The 17325-nt window shown below is 56.4% G+C and carries 21 protein-coding genes; all 21 read right to left on the reverse strand.

All coding sequences use genetic code 11. The annotated features are described in order from the left end of the window. Window positions 1–2: 2 nt before the first annotated feature. The gene (locus tag L9W92_RS05305) at window positions 3–884 is read right to left on the reverse strand and encodes a ParM/StbA family protein (RefSeq protein ID WP_240082713.1); all 882 of its coding nucleotides are present in this window, start codon (window positions 882–884) and stop codon (window positions 3–5) included. A gap of 33 nt (window positions 885–917) precedes the next feature. Then, on the reverse strand, window positions 918–1283 hold the full coding sequence (locus tag L9W92_RS05310) for a DUF6103 family protein (protein ID WP_240082714.1): 366 nt from the start codon (window positions 1281–1283) through the stop codon (window positions 918–920). A 17-nt stretch (window positions 1284–1300) separates the two neighbouring features. Further along, window positions 1301–2386, reverse strand: a complete 1086-nt coding sequence (locus L9W92_RS05315; protein WP_240082715.1) for a M23 family metallopeptidase — start codon at window positions 2384–2386, stop codon at window positions 1301–1303. A gap of 4 nt (window positions 2387–2390) precedes the next feature. Next, window positions 2391–2885, reverse strand: coding sequence for a gamma-glutamylcyclotransferase family protein (locus L9W92_RS05320; RefSeq protein WP_240082716.1), 495 nt, complete (start codon window positions 2883–2885; stop codon window positions 2391–2393). A 19-nt stretch (window positions 2886–2904) separates the two neighbouring features. After that, window positions 2905–3951: an amidoligase family protein gene (locus L9W92_RS05325; protein WP_240082717.1), complete on the reverse strand. Its 1047-nt coding sequence runs from the start codon at window positions 3949–3951 to the stop codon at window positions 2905–2907. Between the two features lie 67 nt (window positions 3952–4018). Beyond that, window positions 4019–5851, reverse strand: coding sequence for a VirB4 family type IV secretion system protein (locus L9W92_RS05330; RefSeq protein WP_240082718.1), 1833 nt, complete (start codon window positions 5849–5851; stop codon window positions 4019–4021). 178 nt (window positions 5852–6029) lie between these two features. Then, on the reverse strand, window positions 6030–6665 hold the full coding sequence (locus tag L9W92_RS05335; protein WP_240082719.1) for a Fic/DOC family protein: 636 nt from the start codon (window positions 6663–6665) through the stop codon (window positions 6030–6032). Then, a complete protein-coding gene (locus L9W92_RS05340) occupies window positions 6649–6840 on the reverse strand; it encodes a hypothetical protein (protein ID WP_015049870.1) in 192 nt (63 codons plus the stop codon). Before L9W92_RS05340 ends, L9W92_RS05335 begins: the two co-directional genes overlap by 17 nt. A 109-nt stretch (window positions 6841–6949) precedes the next feature. Further along, complete coding sequence (locus tag L9W92_RS05345; protein ID WP_240082720.1) at window positions 6950–7540, reverse strand: hypothetical protein; 591 nt, start codon at window positions 7538–7540, stop codon at window positions 6950–6952. After that, entirely contained in the window at window positions 7537–7839 is a 303-nt protein-coding gene (locus L9W92_RS05350; protein ID WP_012281352.1) for a hypothetical protein, read from the reverse strand. Before L9W92_RS05350 ends, L9W92_RS05345 begins: the two co-directional genes overlap by 4 nt. Before the next feature lie 13 nt (window positions 7840–7852). Then, window positions 7853–8422, reverse strand: a complete 570-nt coding sequence (locus tag L9W92_RS05355) for a DUF7768 domain-containing protein (RefSeq protein WP_240082721.1) — start codon at window positions 8420–8422, stop codon at window positions 7853–7855. Next, window positions 8419–9276 carry a conjugal transfer protein TrbL family protein gene (locus tag L9W92_RS05360; protein ID WP_240082722.1) on the reverse strand — a complete coding sequence of 286 codons (858 nt, stop codon included), beginning with the start codon at window positions 9274–9276 and terminating at the stop codon, window positions 8419–8421. The genes L9W92_RS05355 and L9W92_RS05360 overlap by 4 nt, the downstream gene beginning before the upstream one ends. A gap of 74 nt (window positions 9277–9350) precedes the next feature. Continuing rightward, window positions 9351–9692, reverse strand: coding sequence for a DUF3852 domain-containing protein (locus tag L9W92_RS05365; RefSeq protein ID WP_012281355.1), 342 nt, complete (start codon window positions 9690–9692; stop codon window positions 9351–9353). 91 nt (window positions 9693–9783) lie between these two features. Beyond that, window positions 9784–11475, reverse strand: a complete 1692-nt coding sequence (locus tag L9W92_RS05370; protein WP_240082723.1) for a DUF8193 domain-containing protein — start codon at window positions 11473–11475, stop codon at window positions 9784–9786. A gap of 75 nt (window positions 11476–11550) precedes the next feature. After that, on the reverse strand, window positions 11551–12105 hold the full coding sequence (locus tag L9W92_RS05375; RefSeq protein ID WP_240082724.1) for a DUF6550 family protein: 555 nt from the start codon (window positions 12103–12105) through the stop codon (window positions 11551–11553). 92 nt (window positions 12106–12197) lie between these two features. Then, window positions 12198–12749, reverse strand: a complete 552-nt coding sequence (locus tag L9W92_RS05380) for a hypothetical protein (protein ID WP_012281361.1) — start codon at window positions 12747–12749, stop codon at window positions 12198–12200. Beyond that, window positions 12746–13141 carry a DUF4320 family protein gene (locus L9W92_RS05385; protein ID WP_012281362.1) on the reverse strand — a complete coding sequence of 132 codons (396 nt, stop codon included), beginning with the start codon at window positions 13139–13141 and terminating at the stop codon, window positions 12746–12748. Before L9W92_RS05385 ends, L9W92_RS05380 begins: the two co-directional genes overlap by 4 nt. Before the next feature lie 112 nt (window positions 13142–13253). Beyond that, complete coding sequence (locus L9W92_RS05390; protein ID WP_240082725.1) at window positions 13254–14126, reverse strand: type II secretion system F family protein; 873 nt, start codon at window positions 14124–14126, stop codon at window positions 13254–13256. 6 nt (window positions 14127–14132) lie between these two features. Next, window positions 14133–15062 (reverse strand): type II secretion system F family protein, encoded by a 930-nt coding sequence (locus tag L9W92_RS05395; RefSeq protein WP_240082726.1) that lies wholly within the window; start codon window positions 15060–15062, stop codon window positions 14133–14135. Further along, complete coding sequence (locus L9W92_RS05400) at window positions 15059–16513, reverse strand: type II/IV secretion system ATPase subunit (protein ID WP_240082727.1); 1455 nt, start codon at window positions 16511–16513, stop codon at window positions 15059–15061. The genes L9W92_RS05395 and L9W92_RS05400 overlap by 4 nt, the downstream gene beginning before the upstream one ends. Then, window positions 16510–17325: an AAA family ATPase gene (locus L9W92_RS05405; RefSeq protein WP_240082728.1), complete on the reverse strand. Its 816-nt coding sequence runs from the start codon at window positions 17323–17325 to the stop codon at window positions 16510–16512. The genes L9W92_RS05400 and L9W92_RS05405 overlap by 4 nt, the downstream gene beginning before the upstream one ends.

Here is a 17325-nt window from a genome sequence, read left to right on the forward strand (position 1 = left end):
GCTCACCCCATCAGGAGCTTATACCCGTCCGCGTTGGCAAACCGGTTCAGCACCGCCACAGTATTTAGGCCATCGCCGTACAGCCGGGGTTCCAGCAACTCCGCGCCGCCGCCCGCGAACACGGTGGGGAGCTTCAGATCCAGCCCTCTCTCCCGAAGGGCGTTGAACAGCTCCTTGCAGTAGGCTGCCACCGCATGCTCCACTGCCGCCTCAATCAGCTTGCTGTCGGAGTGCTGGATTTGTCCCCGGATGGCATCGGTGATGAGCTCGTCCGAGAGGAGTATGTCGCTTTTCTGGAGTGCGTCCTGTATCCGGCTGTACAGAATGATGGTTCCCATGCGCAGGCTGGCGCAGCTTGACCTGTCCAGCCGGAAATTATGGACGGTGAGCACATCCACCGTATAGCCGCCGATGTCCACCAGCGTGATGCTGCGGTATTCCGACAGCCGGGGATAATACCGGCACAGCGCCGCATGCCCCTGGGCGAACACCTTGCACTCCGCGATGCGGCAGCGGTAGGCCGTGCCCTCGAACAGGAAGGAGATATTGTCCCGCAGAAAGTACCTGCGGAACGCTTCCTTTTGCGTGCCGTAGCTGTCGATGGGCAGCCCCACGCCCAGGGCGATTTCCGCGTTGGTGGTCCCCGCGTGCCTCATTGCCTCCGCGATGGCCGGCAGCGTCAGAAGAAAGGTATCCTCTTCCTTGGTTTTGTCCTGCTGGAAGCGCAGGCGGCGCTCCCCAATGGCGTAATACTTGCCCTCGTAGAAAAGCTGCATTTCCTGCGTGATGAATTCCTTGTCGCTCACTGCATAGCCGGAGGCGTAGAGCATCCCCTCCGAGGATTTGGTGTTGTAGTTTCCGTTATCCACACCGAGCTTGATCATTGAAATTAACACCTCCTTTTTCCTTTCCGCTGTTTACATGCTCATGGTCATGCCCTGGGTTTCTTCCTCGGCAGGTCCCTCCGTCCCGGTCTGAGCTTGCGGAGAGGAAGGCGCCTCGGCCGTTGCCTGCTCACGCTGGCGGCGGGTCTGCCTTGGCTGGCGCTGCGGTTCCGCCTGCCGTTCCTGGGCTCCCGGTCCTGGCATCTGTTCCTGAGCAGGCTCCTGTCCGATCCTGCTTTCCACATACTCCCGGACATGGACGGGGACGATCCTCTCATAGGTTTTTTCAAGGTAATCCTTCAGCTCCCGCTCGATGTCCAGCTCTTTTTTCCGCATAAAAAAACGGAGGGCCTCCAGCTTCTCCGTGGGGAACAGTATCGTAAGTTCCGTTTCTCTCATGGCTCATTTCCTCCTTTCTATGGCAGATAGCTTCTTGGATTTTGGATTTCTCCATTGATGCGCACCTCAAAATGCAGGTGCGGGCCGGTGCTTCTTCCGGTGCTGCCAACCTCCGCGATGATGTCGCCGGCCTTGACCGCCTGACCCTCGGTGACGAGGATTTTGGAGCAGTGGGCGTAGAAAGTGACAAAGCCGCCGCCGTGGTCGATGGCTAAATGATAGCCGTAGCCCGTGGTCTTATAGCGTGCAAACACTACCGTGCCGTCCAGCACATCGCGGATTGGCGTCCCTTGGGGCGCGGCCAGGTCGATGCCGGAGTGTCCTTTGTGCCGACCAGTGAATGGGTCGGTCCTGTACCCGAATTCCGAGGTCACCATGCCGCGCCAGCCTTCCCCCAGGGGAGAACAGAAGCCGTCGGCTCCGACAAAGGGCGCGTCGGACAGAGGCAGTCCGTTTGACCAGGCGTTGAACGCCTCCCCATAGGTGGGGATACCGCCGCCGTACAATACGCGGTGGTAAATCTCCGAGGCGTTGGCCCGGTCCTCATGGGTGATTGTCCTGCCCAGGGTGGTTTGGAGGTTGGCGTAAATTTCCGGCAGGGATTTAAGCGGCACGGCCACAGTGCAGGTTTCGCCGGTTTTGTTGCCGTCCTCATCCTTTTTGGCGCGGGTTTCGTACCGCACGAAGCAGTCGGCGAAGGCCCGGTAATCTGAGACGTCCATCCGCAAGTTTTCAGCGCCGAAGAACAGAGAATAAAAAACCGCCTTTATGCGGGTGGCGTCAAGCTGCCCGTCCTCCACCTGCGAAGATATGTCGGCGATGGCGGCGTCAAGCTCCGAAAAGCCGTTGCGCATCTCCCGGATATGGGCGGCGTAATCGGCGGGGACCCGGGAAGAGATCGCGCCGCCGTTGAAGCACAATTCTATGGCGTTGCTGTTGTGATCCGCCGCAGCCGAGAGCAGGCTCACGATCATCACGACGATAAGGATAAAGGGCGTCAGGATAGCGGCGACAAGAACGCCGGCAGCCTTCCATGTCCTTTTGTCGGTTGCCGCGGCGACGGCCGCCCTGACCGCAAGGGTGATGGTTGCGGGATCAGCCATGCTCTCACCACCATTTCAGGCCAAACAGGTTCTCCTGTTCCGGCTGCTGTTCCTCGGCCAGCCGGATGGATTTTTCCATCGCCTGTTCCAGAACCTCGGTGTCAAAGCCCGCGCTTTCATAGCCTTCCAGGATGGTGTTCAGGTAGTGATCCGAGGGCGCGCCGAAGGGATGCCCGTCGTTCATGATATACGCCATGGCGGGAACGATCCCGCCTTTCAGCTCCACATTGAGGATTTCCTTGCGGTAAAAGTGGGGATATCCCTCGTAGCGATCGAGAGCCTGCAGGTCTTTTTCCTTCAGCGTCCATAAAAGAACAGGCACACGGCCGCCTTTGCAGGGTTCCACCGTTGCCACCGCGCTATGGCGGCTGCCTCTGAACAGCAGCTCATAATCCTTAAGCTCGCTTGTCCCGACTACTTTGGCGGTGGGGCAGCGGCAGGCCATTTGCGTCAGGTTGAGGTTGCTGCCGTAGGCGATGTATAGGGTTTTGCTTTTCATTTTCTCTCATTCCTCCTTGCTACATGGACATGGAAAGGCCGGGTCCTTCTTCAGTCCCGGCCTGTTCCATGTCTGTTTGATCTTGTTCCTGTGACGCCTGTACGGCCCCGGCGGCCCGCGCCAGTTCCTTTTCTTTTTTCTGCCTTAGCCTTTGTTTTTGCCGTTCCGCCTGGGCGGGGTCTTTCCACGCGATGCAGCCGTCCAGATGTTCCAGGAGATGAAGCCGGGCGGTCTTGAATTCGTCGCCGATAAGGCCCAGCCGCAGAAGCCAGGTGCGGAAGGTATATTTTTCATTGGTGCTTTGGGTTTTGATGCGGCTGGCGCACCTCTGTGTCAGTGCCTGATGGCTGATGGCAAGGCAGAGCTGGATGTATGCCTTGATCTTTCCGGCATGGGTGGTGCCGTTGAACAGCCTGAATTCAATCGTGCCCTTCTGGAACACGCTGTGGAGGTTCAAACAGTGGTAGCGGCTGTTGTGGTAATGCTCATGCCTGCCGTCATTACCGTTGTACCAGATCCGGCTGACCTGCTCCAGGGTTTTCGGTTTCTTGCGGTTGAGTTCCTCCAAAAAGCTCTGCTCCACCTTTTTGCAGTAGCGGCGTTCCCGTGCCACGCTCACCTGCAGCGCCTTGTAGATCAAGTCCTCCTTGCTGGCCATGATGTTGGTGATGTTGCGCAGGGTGTTGGCGTTGTGGGGCGAGGCGTCCACGTGGACATGGATGCCGCAGCTTGCGTTGGCAATGGCTCCGGCGGTGCGGAGCTGGCGGACGATTTCCTGTATGGTTTCGATATCCTCATACCTGCAGATGGGGCTGACCAGTTCCACGCTGTAGGTGCTGTCGGCAGGAACAATCCGCCGCCCTTCTTTTTTCTCTGTAGTGATGCTGCCGTCGCTCATGACCTTCCACCGGCGGCTTTGGCCGTCCAGGACGGAATAGATGCCATAATAGCCCCCGTCATGGGAAACCGGCGTGCCGAAGTATTCCGCCAGGACCTGGGCGGCGCGCAGGCGGGACAGTCCTGTCAATTCGATTTCGATGCCGAAGCGCTGTTCTTTCATCTCCAAAATCCTTCACCCCCTCGCTACGGCATTCGCATCCCGCCCATGCTTTTTTTGATCTCTATATTTCTCATCATCTGCCGCCCGCCTTTCCAAAGAGCCTTGCCTTGTGTTCCGGCGCGGTCACCATGAGGTTGTACCGCTCGTTGCCGCATTTGTAGAGGCACACGCCGCGCTGCGGATAGCGGATCAGGTTGTACTCGCTCTGCTCCAATTGAAGGTTTTCGATATAGAATTTGGCGTCGATGTTGCCCGCGTTGAACAGGAACTGGTGCGTAGGTATGGAGAACAGGGGCTTGGTGTATTCGCGGATGCCTTCGATGTCGAAGTCCTCCAGATTCTGCGAGGCGAGAATGACGGCGCTGTCCTTCTTTCTCACACGCTTCATGAAATTCCGGATGTACTCTATCGCCGTCAGGTTTGTGAGGAATAAATACAGCTCGTCGATGGAGGCGGCCGTGTTTCCGGCAGTCAGCAACTCGTTGCTCATAAAGGACAGCACGTTGAACAGCAGGGCGTTGCGGATGTTCTTCGACGCCTGCAGCAGCCCCTTGACGCCGAAGGTCACGAAGCTGCCGCCGGTGATATTGGTGTGCCCGTTGAAAAAATTGGACTCCGCGCCCTTGCACAGGGAGTGGAGTCCAAGGCAGATTTCCCGCAGCGTGTCGGCGGTGTAGAGCTGGCGGCGGCTCTCGTCGAAGGCTTTGTACTCGGCCTCCACCAGCTCGTACAGGTCGGACAGGATGGGGTAATCCGCGGGCTTCAGCCGGTCGAAATTGCTCCGGTCGGTGATGCCCCATTTGTCGTAGAGCCTGCCCAGCATGATCTCAATGGTGTCGATCTGCCGGTCGTCAAAGTCCTTGTAGCAGCGGAAAAAGTCTTTGAGAAAGCTGATGTGCTGGCTGAGTTTGGAGGTCTGCCGGAACGCCTGGGGTGCACCGGTGTCCCCGGGGTCGCCGGATATATCCCATGTTTTCGGCTCCAGCACATTGATGATGTATTCGCCGGACATGAGGTCTATGAAGCAGCCGCCGAGGTTTACCGTCAGTTCCTCGTATTCCATTTCAGGGTCTAAAGCCAGCACATGCATGCCGGACTCCCGCAGATTGGTGAGGATAAGTTTCAATAGGTAGCTTTTGCCCTGGCCGGAATTGCCCAGGATCAGGATGTTGGCGTTAGTCTTGTCGTCGGCCCGCTTGTTGAAATCCACAAGGATGTTGCTGCCGAATTTGTCCCTGCCGAGGTAAAACCCGCGCTCATCGGTTTTGCCGCTGTAGTTGAAGGGATAGAGGTTGGCCACTGACGACGCCGGCAGCACACGCTCAAACTGGTCGCCGAACACGTTCCAGCCGGAAGGCATTGCGCAAATAAATCCCTGCTTCTGGCGGAGCAGGAGCCGGTCCACATTGAGCTTGCTCCGTATGAGTTCTGTCAGCACCTCGGTCTGCAGCAGCTTGAGCTGGTCGGGGTCGTGGGCGGACAGTTCGATATATACGGCGGCGTGGAGCAGCGGTTCCTTGTTCCGGTGCATGGAAGCCACGATATTGGCCACGTCCTGCAGGTTGCTCTCGGCGGCGACGGTCTGCTGCAGGTCGTTGGTGCTGCTCCGCTTCATGCGGTTTTTATTGGCGGCGTTGGATATGATTTTTCTTTCCTCCACCGGTGTGACATGGCGGGTATAGATGCGCAGGGTGACGCCGTCCTTCTCGCCCAGGTGGCGCAGGATGGCCTGTTCCTCCGTGGCGGTCGGGTACTCCCGAAGCGCCCACACGCAGCGGTAGGTATTGCCGCAAATGAAGTGGTCGGTATAGAATTTGACGACCGACGGCGCGATCATGTCAAGGAATTCCTGCACGCGTATGTCATCCTGTTGCGCTGCGGCGGGAGAACGGACTTTTTTGGGCATATGGTATCATCTCCTTAATGAGCGGAAAATTTAATTTTTCCCAGATTTGAACAGAAAAAAGCCGCTCGCTCTATTTCCACAACAAAGCAAACGGCTTATATATGATGATAATATAAAAGAGCATCAGCCGGTAAAGCTAATGCTTTCTATGCAATAATGACCCTATATTTTTTAGTCTTTATCCCATGAAAATTTGAGTGATGTTGTTCTCTGGCAGAGGCTTGGTTATCTTGATGAACAATTCATTCATTTTGGTATAATCGCATGAGAAGGATGCCGCGCTTGCTTCAATCATTTGCTTGTCGGTCACCTCGGAAAAGTCTACGCTATAGCCTGCATTTTCGGCCAAATACTCGATAAAGAGCCTCTGCGCCCTGCCGTTTCCTTCTCTGAATGGATGAAGGACATTGATTTCACCAAGATAATACGCAAGACGGATGGGAATTTCATCTGCGGAGGCATCTTTCAAGTAATTTTCTTTTTTCAGCTTAGCGAAGAGCTGATCGGCGTTTTGTTCGATGAACTCATAGTTGCAAAACATATTTCCTTTTGCGATGTTCACCCATCTGATTTCGCCCGCCCATTCGTAGATATCGCCAAATATATACTTGTGAATCTGTCGTAAATGGAGCAGATCAAAATTGCCTTTTATAACATTTACTTTGGCATTGGCAATTCTCAAGGAAGTTATTTCTCTTTCGGCTATCTGGAGCTTTTCAGCATCCCTGATGCCCAGCTTGTTGATAAGAACATTGGAATGAGGGTAGCAATATCTTTGATCCCACTCATAACTGTATTCATAGTTGCTGCTCATGGCTATAGCTCCTGGCAGCCGTGTGCTTTTTAACGAGCTCAGCTATGGTTTTTTCAACCAGTTTATCATTCCCTGCACACCGTCTGATTCTATCTTTATCATCCTTCGTAAGCGGCATGCCTTCCATTGACATTGAGCCGTTTACCTCATCTATCAGTTTTTCCAGATCTCTCATATGAACACCACCTTACCTTTATATTATACAATATTTTCACTATTAATTCAAACAACATCGGGATATCCTGGACCTTGCTGCACTGCGGTTTATGCATGTTTTTTGTTCATCAGTCTCCGAAAATGATCCACCGCTCTCCGTCAAAATCTTCAAACCGCTCGGTGGTCACGTTTTGCTCGAAATAGACCGCCAGCAGCCGCTTGATATCCTCTTTTCCGGCCCGTTTGACAGAGAATCCCTGCTCCCGCAGGGTTTTCTCAATGCGGTTTAAGTAGGGGAACACCTCGCTCTCTTTTTCATCGCGCAGCCGGATGATGATGAGAAATTCCCTCGCGGTCGCCATCTGCACCTGGATGCGGTCGAGGAAGGTCAGGTCCGCTTCCAGCAGCTTGCGGACGGCCGGATTGTCCTCCTGTTCCACGCGGCTTTTCAGGAACCGCTTGTTGTCCTCAAAGTTCTCACGGGAATTCAGGCAGCACATCTCAATCTCCGCCATGCCCTTCAGCACGGTCATCAAGGCGTAGATCCGCGCCGAGACGCTGGCTTCGGACAATACAGAAATGTTGCTGGGCTTGATGATAAAATATACCAGCTCGCCGTGGCCGTAGGTCTGCAGGCTGTAGTCGGTGATGGCTCTGGTGTTGATGAGCTGCCGCGTGGCCTGCCTTTGCTTCTGCTCTTTTTTTTCTTTTCTGCTCATTTGCCCACCCGCTTTCCGTCCGGTTCCCAATGGTCGCCGGATTGCAGCCGCCATTCGTAGAACTGCTGCCCGGTCAGGAAAAAGGCGCAGGCATAGCGGATAAAGTCAAGGATGCTGGTGTCGTCAAATCGAATGGTCAAAAAGGCGTAGAGAGCCGTCGCCACGATGGGAAGCAAAAAGCCAAGCTGCGCCAGTGCGAAAACAGAGATAAGGCAACCGATACCGATCACGCCGATGTCCCGGAGCTGCCACAGCCACAGCACCGCCTTGGATTTCAAATTGTCGGGGTAAATATACACTTTTCAGCCCTCCTTATAATTTCATACTCATGCTGGGAGCGGGCGCGTCCTCCGACTCCTGTTCCATTGGCCTGGGATAATAGGAAACGTTGGCCGTCCCGATATTCTTCATAAGCGCTTCGGCCTTGGCCGCCGCTTCCTCATAAGTGTCGAAGGTTATGGGCTTTCCGTCCGACTTGAGCCAGGCTTCCGCCGCGCCGCAGACGGAGGCCGCGCTTCTTTTCGCCCATATTCCGTATTTTTTCATATCCTTCACTCCCGTCATTTCAATTTCGCCGATGTGTTTAATCGGGACGCCGAGCCTTTCGGCCTCCGCGATCTCACGCCGCATGCCCTCGGATATCCGGCCGCCGAAGACCCACAGTTCGGAGCATAAGGCAAGGAGCTGCAGCCCCATTTTGATCCCCAGCTCCCGTTCTTCCGGATTCGCTTCGCAGAGGAATCTCGGCATCAGCAAATGGGGAGCCAGAGGGATAACGCCGTGTTCCGCGGCGTAGCGGCAGTATTTTATTGCCATCCGGGTGTTGTATTCGATATCTCCGGCATAGGGCGAGGCAATATAGACCAGCTTCTTATCCGTCATTTCGCCGCCACCGCCCTTACCACCGTCCTTGTCATGTTGAACGCTGTTTGGGCGGCGTACACGGTGCTCATCAGATTGCCCCTGGTGGAGGTGTCCAGCCCGAATTGCCCCGCGATCCTTGGCACCTCCGAGGCCGCCAGCATCAGGCCGAGGCCTAAAAGCATGCTGCTGTTGAACACCATGAGCCCCGCGATGAGAATGGTGGACTGCAAAAACGCGGTGAGGCACAAGCCCACCACCTGCTTGCACCAGCTTACGAAGCCGTCAATGTAGCCGCGGGGAACGCTGAACATGTACAGGCTCCCCACGGCGATCTGGATCAGCAGAATGCCGCCGCGTTTCAGATTGGCAAAGAACACCTTGATCACCGCGTAGCCCATGAGGATGACGCAGAATAGCCCCATGATGGGGTTGAATCCGAAGCCGCCGACATTGGCGAGGGCGGCAAGCGTCATGGCGCTGATCCCGCCGTTGGCAAGACCGGTGATGCCCGATGTAAAGCTGCCCTGCAGGGTTATCGCCAGCTTGTATAACTCCACCGGGACAACGGTAAACAGTCCGACCGCCATAAATCCCTTAAAGGCGTTAAGAGCTGCGTCTTTGACGCTGCCGCGTCCGGACTGGTATTCAATGGCGCACTCGAAGGCGGAGACCACCAGCCCCGTCACATAAAGCGCCCACGCGAGATAAGAGAAGAACAGCACGACAGCCTGCACCCAGCTCATCTCAAACAACTCGGCGCCCATGTTGCCCATCATGGAGAAAAACTCACCGAGAAATCCAACAATCTGCGCGTATATCCAGTCCATGATCTGCCCCAGCACAAGGTCGGCGGCAAAATCCCATATAAACATTGGGCGTGTCACTCCTTTCCCGAAAAGCGGAGAGCCTGCTTTTACACAGGCTCCCGCGCATCATTTTACAGTTGTCACATGCCAAGGATGCTCCAGATGTATAAGGGGGCCGTTAACATAAACACAAGGGTTGCGAACAGGATCGCCGGCGCCGCCCATTCAAACTGCCCGTGTTTGCGGTAGTCGAAGTACGCCATTCCCAGCTTGGCGAAGAAAAACACGGCCAGGATCAGGTCGATGGCGGGGAACACCACCTTGTTGACCACGGTTTTGATCTGCGCGGACGCGTCTTTCCACGTCCCTTCAATCGCCCCTGCCACATCGCCGGTGGGATCGGCATAGGCGGTCACGCAGAATATGCCTGTCAGGACAAGGATAAGGCAAAAGACAAGCAGAAGCTTCTTGGTTTTTTTCATGGTTTTTCCACCTTTCATCCTTTATTGCTGAAAAAGAAAAAACCGCAAAGCTGTTTTTGCCCTGCGGTCCATTCTTTTTCTGATGATATTTTTAAGGCTTGACCGGCGCGATATGCCAGTCGCTCCAGAGGTTCCCGCTGATGGTCACCGAGTCGGCGAGGTTCATGCTGAGCATCCCCTGGGGCGTCCAGCAGTCCATCAGGTAGGTGTAGGGGGTATAGCTTCCGTCCGGCATCCAGATGGGCGTGAAGTGGGTGCGCCGGTTATAGGTTGAATATCTGTTCCTGGCAAACTCAAACTGGGTGCCGAGGCCGCCACCAGTCCTCTCCAGCAGGCGCCAGTAGGACTGATACCGAAATTCGGGGAAATAGGTGACGGCGGTCTGCGCGGCCGTCACCGCCGAGGATTGGTTGGTGCTGACATTTGCAGTGACGGTCTGATTGATTCCATACCCGCTTTTCATGGTTTTGCCCGAAGCAGTAGGATTTTTCGCATCCGGAACGACGCTCATGGAGGCCGAAAGGCTTGCGGTGTAAGTGTTCCAGTCGAACTCCCACCAGCCGTGATCACACCAGTACCCCGAATCCTTGCCGGTGGAGTGCCACACCCAATACGCGTGCCACCAGGGACGCCAGACGCCCCATGTGGCGGAGGTTTTCTGCGGGTTGTTCGGAACGGCCGGTTGGGTATAGGAGTCGTTGCGGTCGTCGGCGACGGGGTTTGGCGGCTCATGTCCCGACAGGTCCACAATATTGGCGGTGATGGTACCCTGGCTCGCCCTGCCCCTGCCTGTGACGGACACATGGATGGTCATGGTCTGCGGCGTGGAGGGTGTCGTCCAGCGCACCCACACAAGCTGGCTGTCGCTTTCGGGATAATATATGTTATTCACCGTGTAGGTTTGGCCGCCGATGGTAAAGCGCGCCGTCACGGGATGGTCGGGATCGGCCTGGCCTCCGCTGACCGTAACCGAGGTGATGACCTGTGTGTTGACACGGTAGGTGTAGTCATAACCGCTCACCTGGGGAGGCTCCGCCTCGCTGAACCGTATGATGCCAAGGCCAAGGGAAGAAATGATATCCGCGTTGGAGGCGGCGGCCGTCCGGGAGCCGGACCATGCCGGATAGCCGAGGTCGGGCGTTTCGAGGAACATCGCCAGCGGCAGGTTCTTGTGCGAAAGAGACACCATCTTGCTGCGCAGCCCGCCGTCAAGCTGCTGGTCGTAGAGGGCCGCCTCGGTTGCGGTCACGGCGATCCTTACGCCCTGGAAGGTCATGTAGGCGACGGGTTCCAGCAGGATTTTATAGTCGCCGTTGATAAGGGTGTCGTAATTGAAACCGGTAACATCGGCAATCCGCATCAGTGTATATTCCGAACAGAAATATCTTTTTATATCATCAATGTTGGCATTACCGCTGCCGGAGCTGATAATTCTCGGAACCGCTTGCGCCGGATTGACATAGGTGTACTGCTGCATGCTGGGCGTCAGGGAAAAACCATTTGTGTAGGATATTTTGCTTACCTTTCCGAAGTGCGCCTGTATGTTGTCGGGATGCTTGTTGGTAAAATCAACGGGAATGGTAACCACCGCGTGATCACTGGCTCTGACCACCGTGATCCGCACTCCCTCGTCGCCGGGACTCCAGAAGTTTTCGCTGGTGCCGCTGCCCATGCTGCCGCTTCCATTGTCTATGTTTCCTTCGCCCTCGGCATAGGCGGTTAGGGGAAGCAGGGCGGTCAGCAGCAGGACCAGCACAATAAAAATGCTGAGTGCACGTTTCATAGAGACCTCCTTGAACATCAAAAAACGCGGCATTTCTGCCGCGTTCCCTGGAATGTTTTATTCTATTGTCGGGAGCTAATCCATCGTTCCAACCTGTTTGTTGATATCACCGTCACCGTCTACTTTTGTGCCTGAGCCGCCTGTTTCAGTTACCCAGCCGAAGCCGGGGAGATAAACCTTGCCGTCTTTTCTCTCGCCGCCCTTTGGCTCACCGGTCTGCGGAGCATCCGGTTTCTGCACATTGTTGTGATCCGTGGCTTGTACATTTTCAACCTTTTCTCCGCTCGGTTTTCGGGTCGGGTCGGTCTTCTGGCTTTCCGTCGGCTCCGGCGGTTTGGTCACTTCCGGCTGCAGGTTTTGCACCGGCTGGTCGGTCTGAGGCGCCGTGTTATCGGCTGGCGCCGCAGTCGGTTCGCTGGCCGGGACGACCACTTCTTTTTCTCTCGCCTTGCCGCCTATATCCGCGCTTGGGTTGACCTCGACCGTGGCAATGGACGCCGGAGCGTTCCCGCCGTCCGGCGGCGTTTCCGTTTTAAATTGAGAGGATATCGCTATAACCAGCGCCATGCATACAATGCCAAGCCCGGCGATGGTCAGACGTTTCTTTGTCTTGTCCTGTATATTCCTCATAAGAATTGCCTCCTTGTCGGTTTTTCGATAGCTCTTTATAGTCCACACCCTACCACAGAAGTTTCGGGAAGTCTATCGTATTTGCGAAAAAGTCAAAATACAGACATATATTTTGCCCGCACCCGGAGATTGATCCCCATGGGCGGCAGTATCTTGCCTCCGAAGGATACCGGAACCTCCAGCCGGATCGCCGCGTCGGCCAGGAAGCCCTGCACGCCGGCGGGATCGGAGGGAGCCAGCGGCGCGTTCCGGATGTCCACCGACAGGCCGGAGAGCTTGTATTCCACACTCTCGCCCGCATACTTCACATGGTACCCGCCGCTTTTTTGCAGGCCCAGAGTTTTGTCAAGATACGCGTAAATATCGCCGTAGTCGACGCTGTCCTCCCAGGAGGCGCCCACTAGCTGGTAGCCCCCGGCGTAGCCCTCCCGCACGCCGTGATAGATGTCGTCATAGTTGTCGTTCACTGTCGAAACAACAGCGGACTGCACCGCGTCCCGAACACCCTGCGCGATCATCATCAGCCGCATGTATTCGGATACGCCGCACAAAATCATCGCCAGAACCAGGGCCACGGCGACAATCAGGGGGAATGACGATCCCTTTTTATTCCTTATTATACCATATATTTCCCTTATTTTCACTTCCAGTACACCTCGCTTTTCCCCGTGGCTTTTGCCGTCAGCGTAATGGGAAAGGAGCCGAAACCGCCAAAGAGGCCGATATCTCTCCGCAGGGTAACGGTCACCGTGAATTCCTGGTTGAGCTGGATTTTGCCTGTCTTTGACCAGGTGACGACGGGATCAAGTCCTGTTTTTTCCCGCAGCACCTGCTCCCGCAGGCTGGTTTCACTGCCCACCCGGCCCGCGATCTCCGCCTCCCGGCACAGCTCCGCGGCAAAGGTGTCCAGCTGGCTTTTGGCAATGTAGACAGGAAGCACCTTGACGGCCAGGGCGACGACCAGCATGGTGCAGAGCACCAGCACAGCCACATCGATGTATCCTTCTCCGCGGCTATCGCGCAGCTTTGTTAACACATCCGCACCCCCTGCTCCTGTCCGGGTACGAGTTTCTTCCGAAACAGCTCCTTTATTTTCTCAATCCTTTCCATTGCGTTCTCCTTTCCTGGTATAGATTTAAAGCCCACCTTCAGAACATGGCGTTCAGAGACTTTACGATCTCATAGGCGATGACCGCCAGATAGGTGAACAGAAAGCACATCAGCATGATGAAAGAGAACACCCGGATTTTGGACGGTATCTTCTGCGCCTGGCCCTTGAGCCGCTGCAGCTCCAGGGCCTTGAAGTCATGGGCCAGCATTTGGAAATAGACGGCGCTGTCGTCCCCCCGCAGGACGCCGATCAGTCCCCTGACTACGTCCGAGAGCATGGGGGAATTGAGCCTTGCCTCGAACCGGGTGAGGGCCGCCTCGTAGGAGGAGGAGCGCATGTCCGCCGTCACAATGTCCAGCTCGCGGGCGAAGGCCTCCCCTGCGTTTTTCTTGTAGTTCTCCATCATCGCCAGCACGTCGCGGCTGCTTTTCAGCGTCTGTTCGACGGTGGCCACAAACCTCGGCAGTTCCCTTTCGATCCGCTCCCGCTTTTCCCGCAGCTGCTCGTCCGCTTTTCGGGTTTCCTTGAAGTAGACCAGCACCGCCAGGAACACCAGCGCCGGCGAGAGCGGCGGAAGCAGGAGCAGGCAGGGAACGGCGCTAAGAAGGATCATCCCCGCCTTGACCATGGCGTATGCGGCGTAGACCTCCGGCGTTACGCCGATGCCCGCCGCCTTGAGAATGTTATTCATGCGGTTCTTTTTGTACTCATCCATGGGGATGTGTTTCGAGAGCCTGACCGCAAGGGACATGAGCCACGTTTCCATGGTTTTGGCGGCCTTTTTGTCCCGCCTGCCGGCGCTGAGCATGGCCCTGGCCGCGCCGAGGGTGGGCAGCTTCAGCGCGTCGGCCAGGACCAAAAACAGCCCCGCCGCGAGCAGGGCTGCGAATAAAAACAGTAATGTCGGCATATTTCGCTACCTCCTGTACTCAATGGGCTTGGTCAGCCGGATGACGAAGGCCGCGCTGATGAAAACGGCCGCCGCACAGACCGCCAGGACGAGCTGCCCCACGGCGGTGTGCATCAGCGTGTCATACCAGCCTTTATTGAGGAAATACATCACGGGGACGTTGCCCATCACCAGGATCACCATGATGATGAATTCCTTGCGTGGTTCAAACACCAGGTATTCCAGCTCGGCGTTGACGATCCGCATGTCCGACAGCTTGCCGACGATGGGCGTCAGGGTGGTCTTGAGGCTCCGGTCGTACTGGCAGGCGGCGATGGCGTCGCACCATTCGTGGAACACCTCGTTTTCGATACGGGGCTTCATTGCTTTGAGCGCCGCGTTCACATCGGGGTTGATGAGCTTGATTTGAGTGAGGAATTGGGCGAACACGCCGCGCACCGGCGGGTTCAGGTAGTGAATGTTTTCCTCAACCGCCGTCAGGATGTCCTCATTGCGCAGATAGGCCGTGGTGATGATGCTCAAAGCCGTTTCCAGCTCCGCCGCGATGTTTTTCCTGTAGTGGGCCGCCGTCAGCCTGACATACCAGAAGGGTAAAAACATCAGGCCCAGCGCCAGGACGGGGATGAGGAACACGTTTTGCAGAAGGATGGCGATACTTGCGCCGGCGGCGAACAACAAAAGCGAAGACGCGCAGATCAGCGGGAAGCGGCCGCTTCGTCCGGTGAGGGCGAGGATATCCTGGGCCTCCAGGATTTCCCGGCGCAGGAAGGACGGTTTTTTACGCTTAACGGCCTCATTGATCTCATCCCGGATGCCCCTGGGGCGCCTGGTTAGAAAGGCGAACAGGCCGCCGGTGAATTCGGCGGGCGACAGCCCAAGCAGAATAAAGGCGCCGGCAATCAGGCCGACGCAGGCCATGAGTTGAAGCGTGATCATCCGGCCAGACCTCCTTTCGTGATTTGCGCCAGCACCTCCTGGGGCATGCCGTTTTCCAGGAAGCGCTTTTGCAGGCTTGGGGAAATGCCCATAACCTGCCGGTGCTGTCCCTTAATGATGAATTTGCCGTCCTCCACGCGGTTTTCCGCAATCTGGAACTGGAACAGGGTACGGAAGCTCCGCTGTCCGTCGGGCAGGATTTCGCATTCCATGATCTCCATCATCCGGCGCTTTTTATCCTCAAGCTGCTTGGTAAACACCACGATGGGAAACGCCTCGGTGACAAGGGACATGAGGGTGTCGTCCGCCATGTCGTATTTGCGCTTGCAGAGGGTGACCATCCTGCGCCAGGTGGCTTCGCAGCTGTTGGAGTGGATGGTGGTCAGCACGGTGTGGCCGGTTCTGGCCGCCTCCTGGGCGGCGTAGGCTTCCGACGAGCGCATCTCGCCCACGCAGATGACTTCGGGATTAAAGCGCAGCGCCATGTCCAGCAGCATGTCCTGGTCGATGTTCTGCTTCTCGTTTTCGCTGCTGCGGGTCAGGGTATGGATGACGCTGTTTACTATCTTGCCGTCTCTTTTCCGTACCAGCGCCAGCTCGCGGGAGCCGTTTTCTATGGTAAAGATGCGCTTGCTGTCCGGGATGGTGGTTAAGAGCCAGCCCGCCACGGTGGTCTTTCCGGAGGAAGTCGCGCCGGCCACGCACACCGAAATGCCATAGCGCAGGCACTCCGCGAGGAAGTCCAGCATCTCGGCCGTCGCCGTGCCGCCGTTGATAAAATCCTCTTTTTTGAGACTTTGCGGATTGACAATCCGGATGGAAGCGCAAACACCCACGTCCTCGTCCACCAGGGGCGTTTTCAGCACGGCGATGCGAATGTTCTTGGAAAGATGCCCCAGGATGGCGGGGCTGGCGTTGTCCAGCACCATGCCCGACACGTGGAGCATTCTCCGGATCACGTTGACGGCGTGTTCGGGGGACTCAAAGTGTTCGTCCAATTTGACCGTGGAGCCGTTGCCGTACTGGACCTCGATGTCGTTCCAGGCGTTGATGTCGATTTCCTCGATGCCCGTGCCGAAGATGTATTTGGTGAGGAAGGAAAACTCGGCCATCTCAGTATAGAGGGCGTCCACAAGCTGCCCCTCGGTCATGCCGCTTACGGCGATGCGCCCATCCTGGATGTATTTGGCGATGTACCGCTTGACCTGGGTTTTGACCTCGTCCCCGCCGCCGTCAATAATGAGGGTGGAATACTTCGAAGAGATGTACTCCTGCACCTCGCGCAAAACACTTCCAAAATCCCTGGAGCTGTCGTCGGGCGCAAAGAACAAATTGCGGCTGCCGGCCAAGTTCACGGGCCGGACAATTTGCGGCGCTTCCGCCAGGGGAGCGCCCGGATTCTTTATTTGCGGGTTTTCACGGCCTTTTTGCCGGTGCTTTTTGTTGCTCATACGCCGAACACCTCCCTGCTGATTTTTTCAATCTCTTTGCGGAAACCGCGGCTTTCCTTGAGCGCCAGGTCCCGGAACAGATCCCCGGCCAGGGCCTGGCTCTCCAGCTCGCCGGAGTGGGGTATTTTGAACGCCACGTTGCCCAGCACCTGCTCGATGTGTTCGCTGGCCTCATGGGGCTTTATGTTGCTGGCCACCCTGTACTGCTTGTCGGCGTCCCATTTGTTGTCCCGCAAAAGGGGAAGCTGGCTCGACAGGTAGCTGACGGATTTCAGGTCGCAGTTCACCAGCCGCAGCACCGAGTCCGCTTCCATCAAGGCAACGGCGGAGAGGATATCTGTTGCGATGGCGCTGCTGCAGTCAATGATGACATAGGGCGCGATATTCCGCAGATGGTTGATCAGCTCTGTTGCCAATTCGGCACTATAGGGAGGATAGGTGAACACATTCTCCCCCTTGAGCATGCCGATCAGGAGCAGATGGCGATACCGTTTGTGGGTGACGCAGTTCTGCTTGATAAGGGTGTCCGTCACATGGGCGGCCGCCAGGATGCTGCCCAGGGACTTCTCGCATTCCAGGTCGGAGGGCGGGCAGACGCAGGGCAGCATGGGGGCGGTCATATCGCACAGGAGCAGCGCCACATTGCGCTTTTTGTCCGCCAGGTGCTTGGCCAGCTTGACGCTGACGGTTGTTTTCCCCGATCCGGGGCTGCCCCACACGGCCAGCACCTGCGTATCCTTTTCCACCGCCGGACCCTCCGGCTGGTTGCCGGTGTCTCTGGAAAAAAGACTTCCTTTCATAAAGTTGAGCAT

The sequence above is a fragment of the Pelotomaculum terephthalicicum JT genome, from assembly GCF_022410535.1.
Classification (GTDB): domain Bacteria; phylum Bacillota; class Desulfotomaculia; order Desulfotomaculales; family Pelotomaculaceae; genus Pelotomaculum_D; species Pelotomaculum_D terephthalicicum.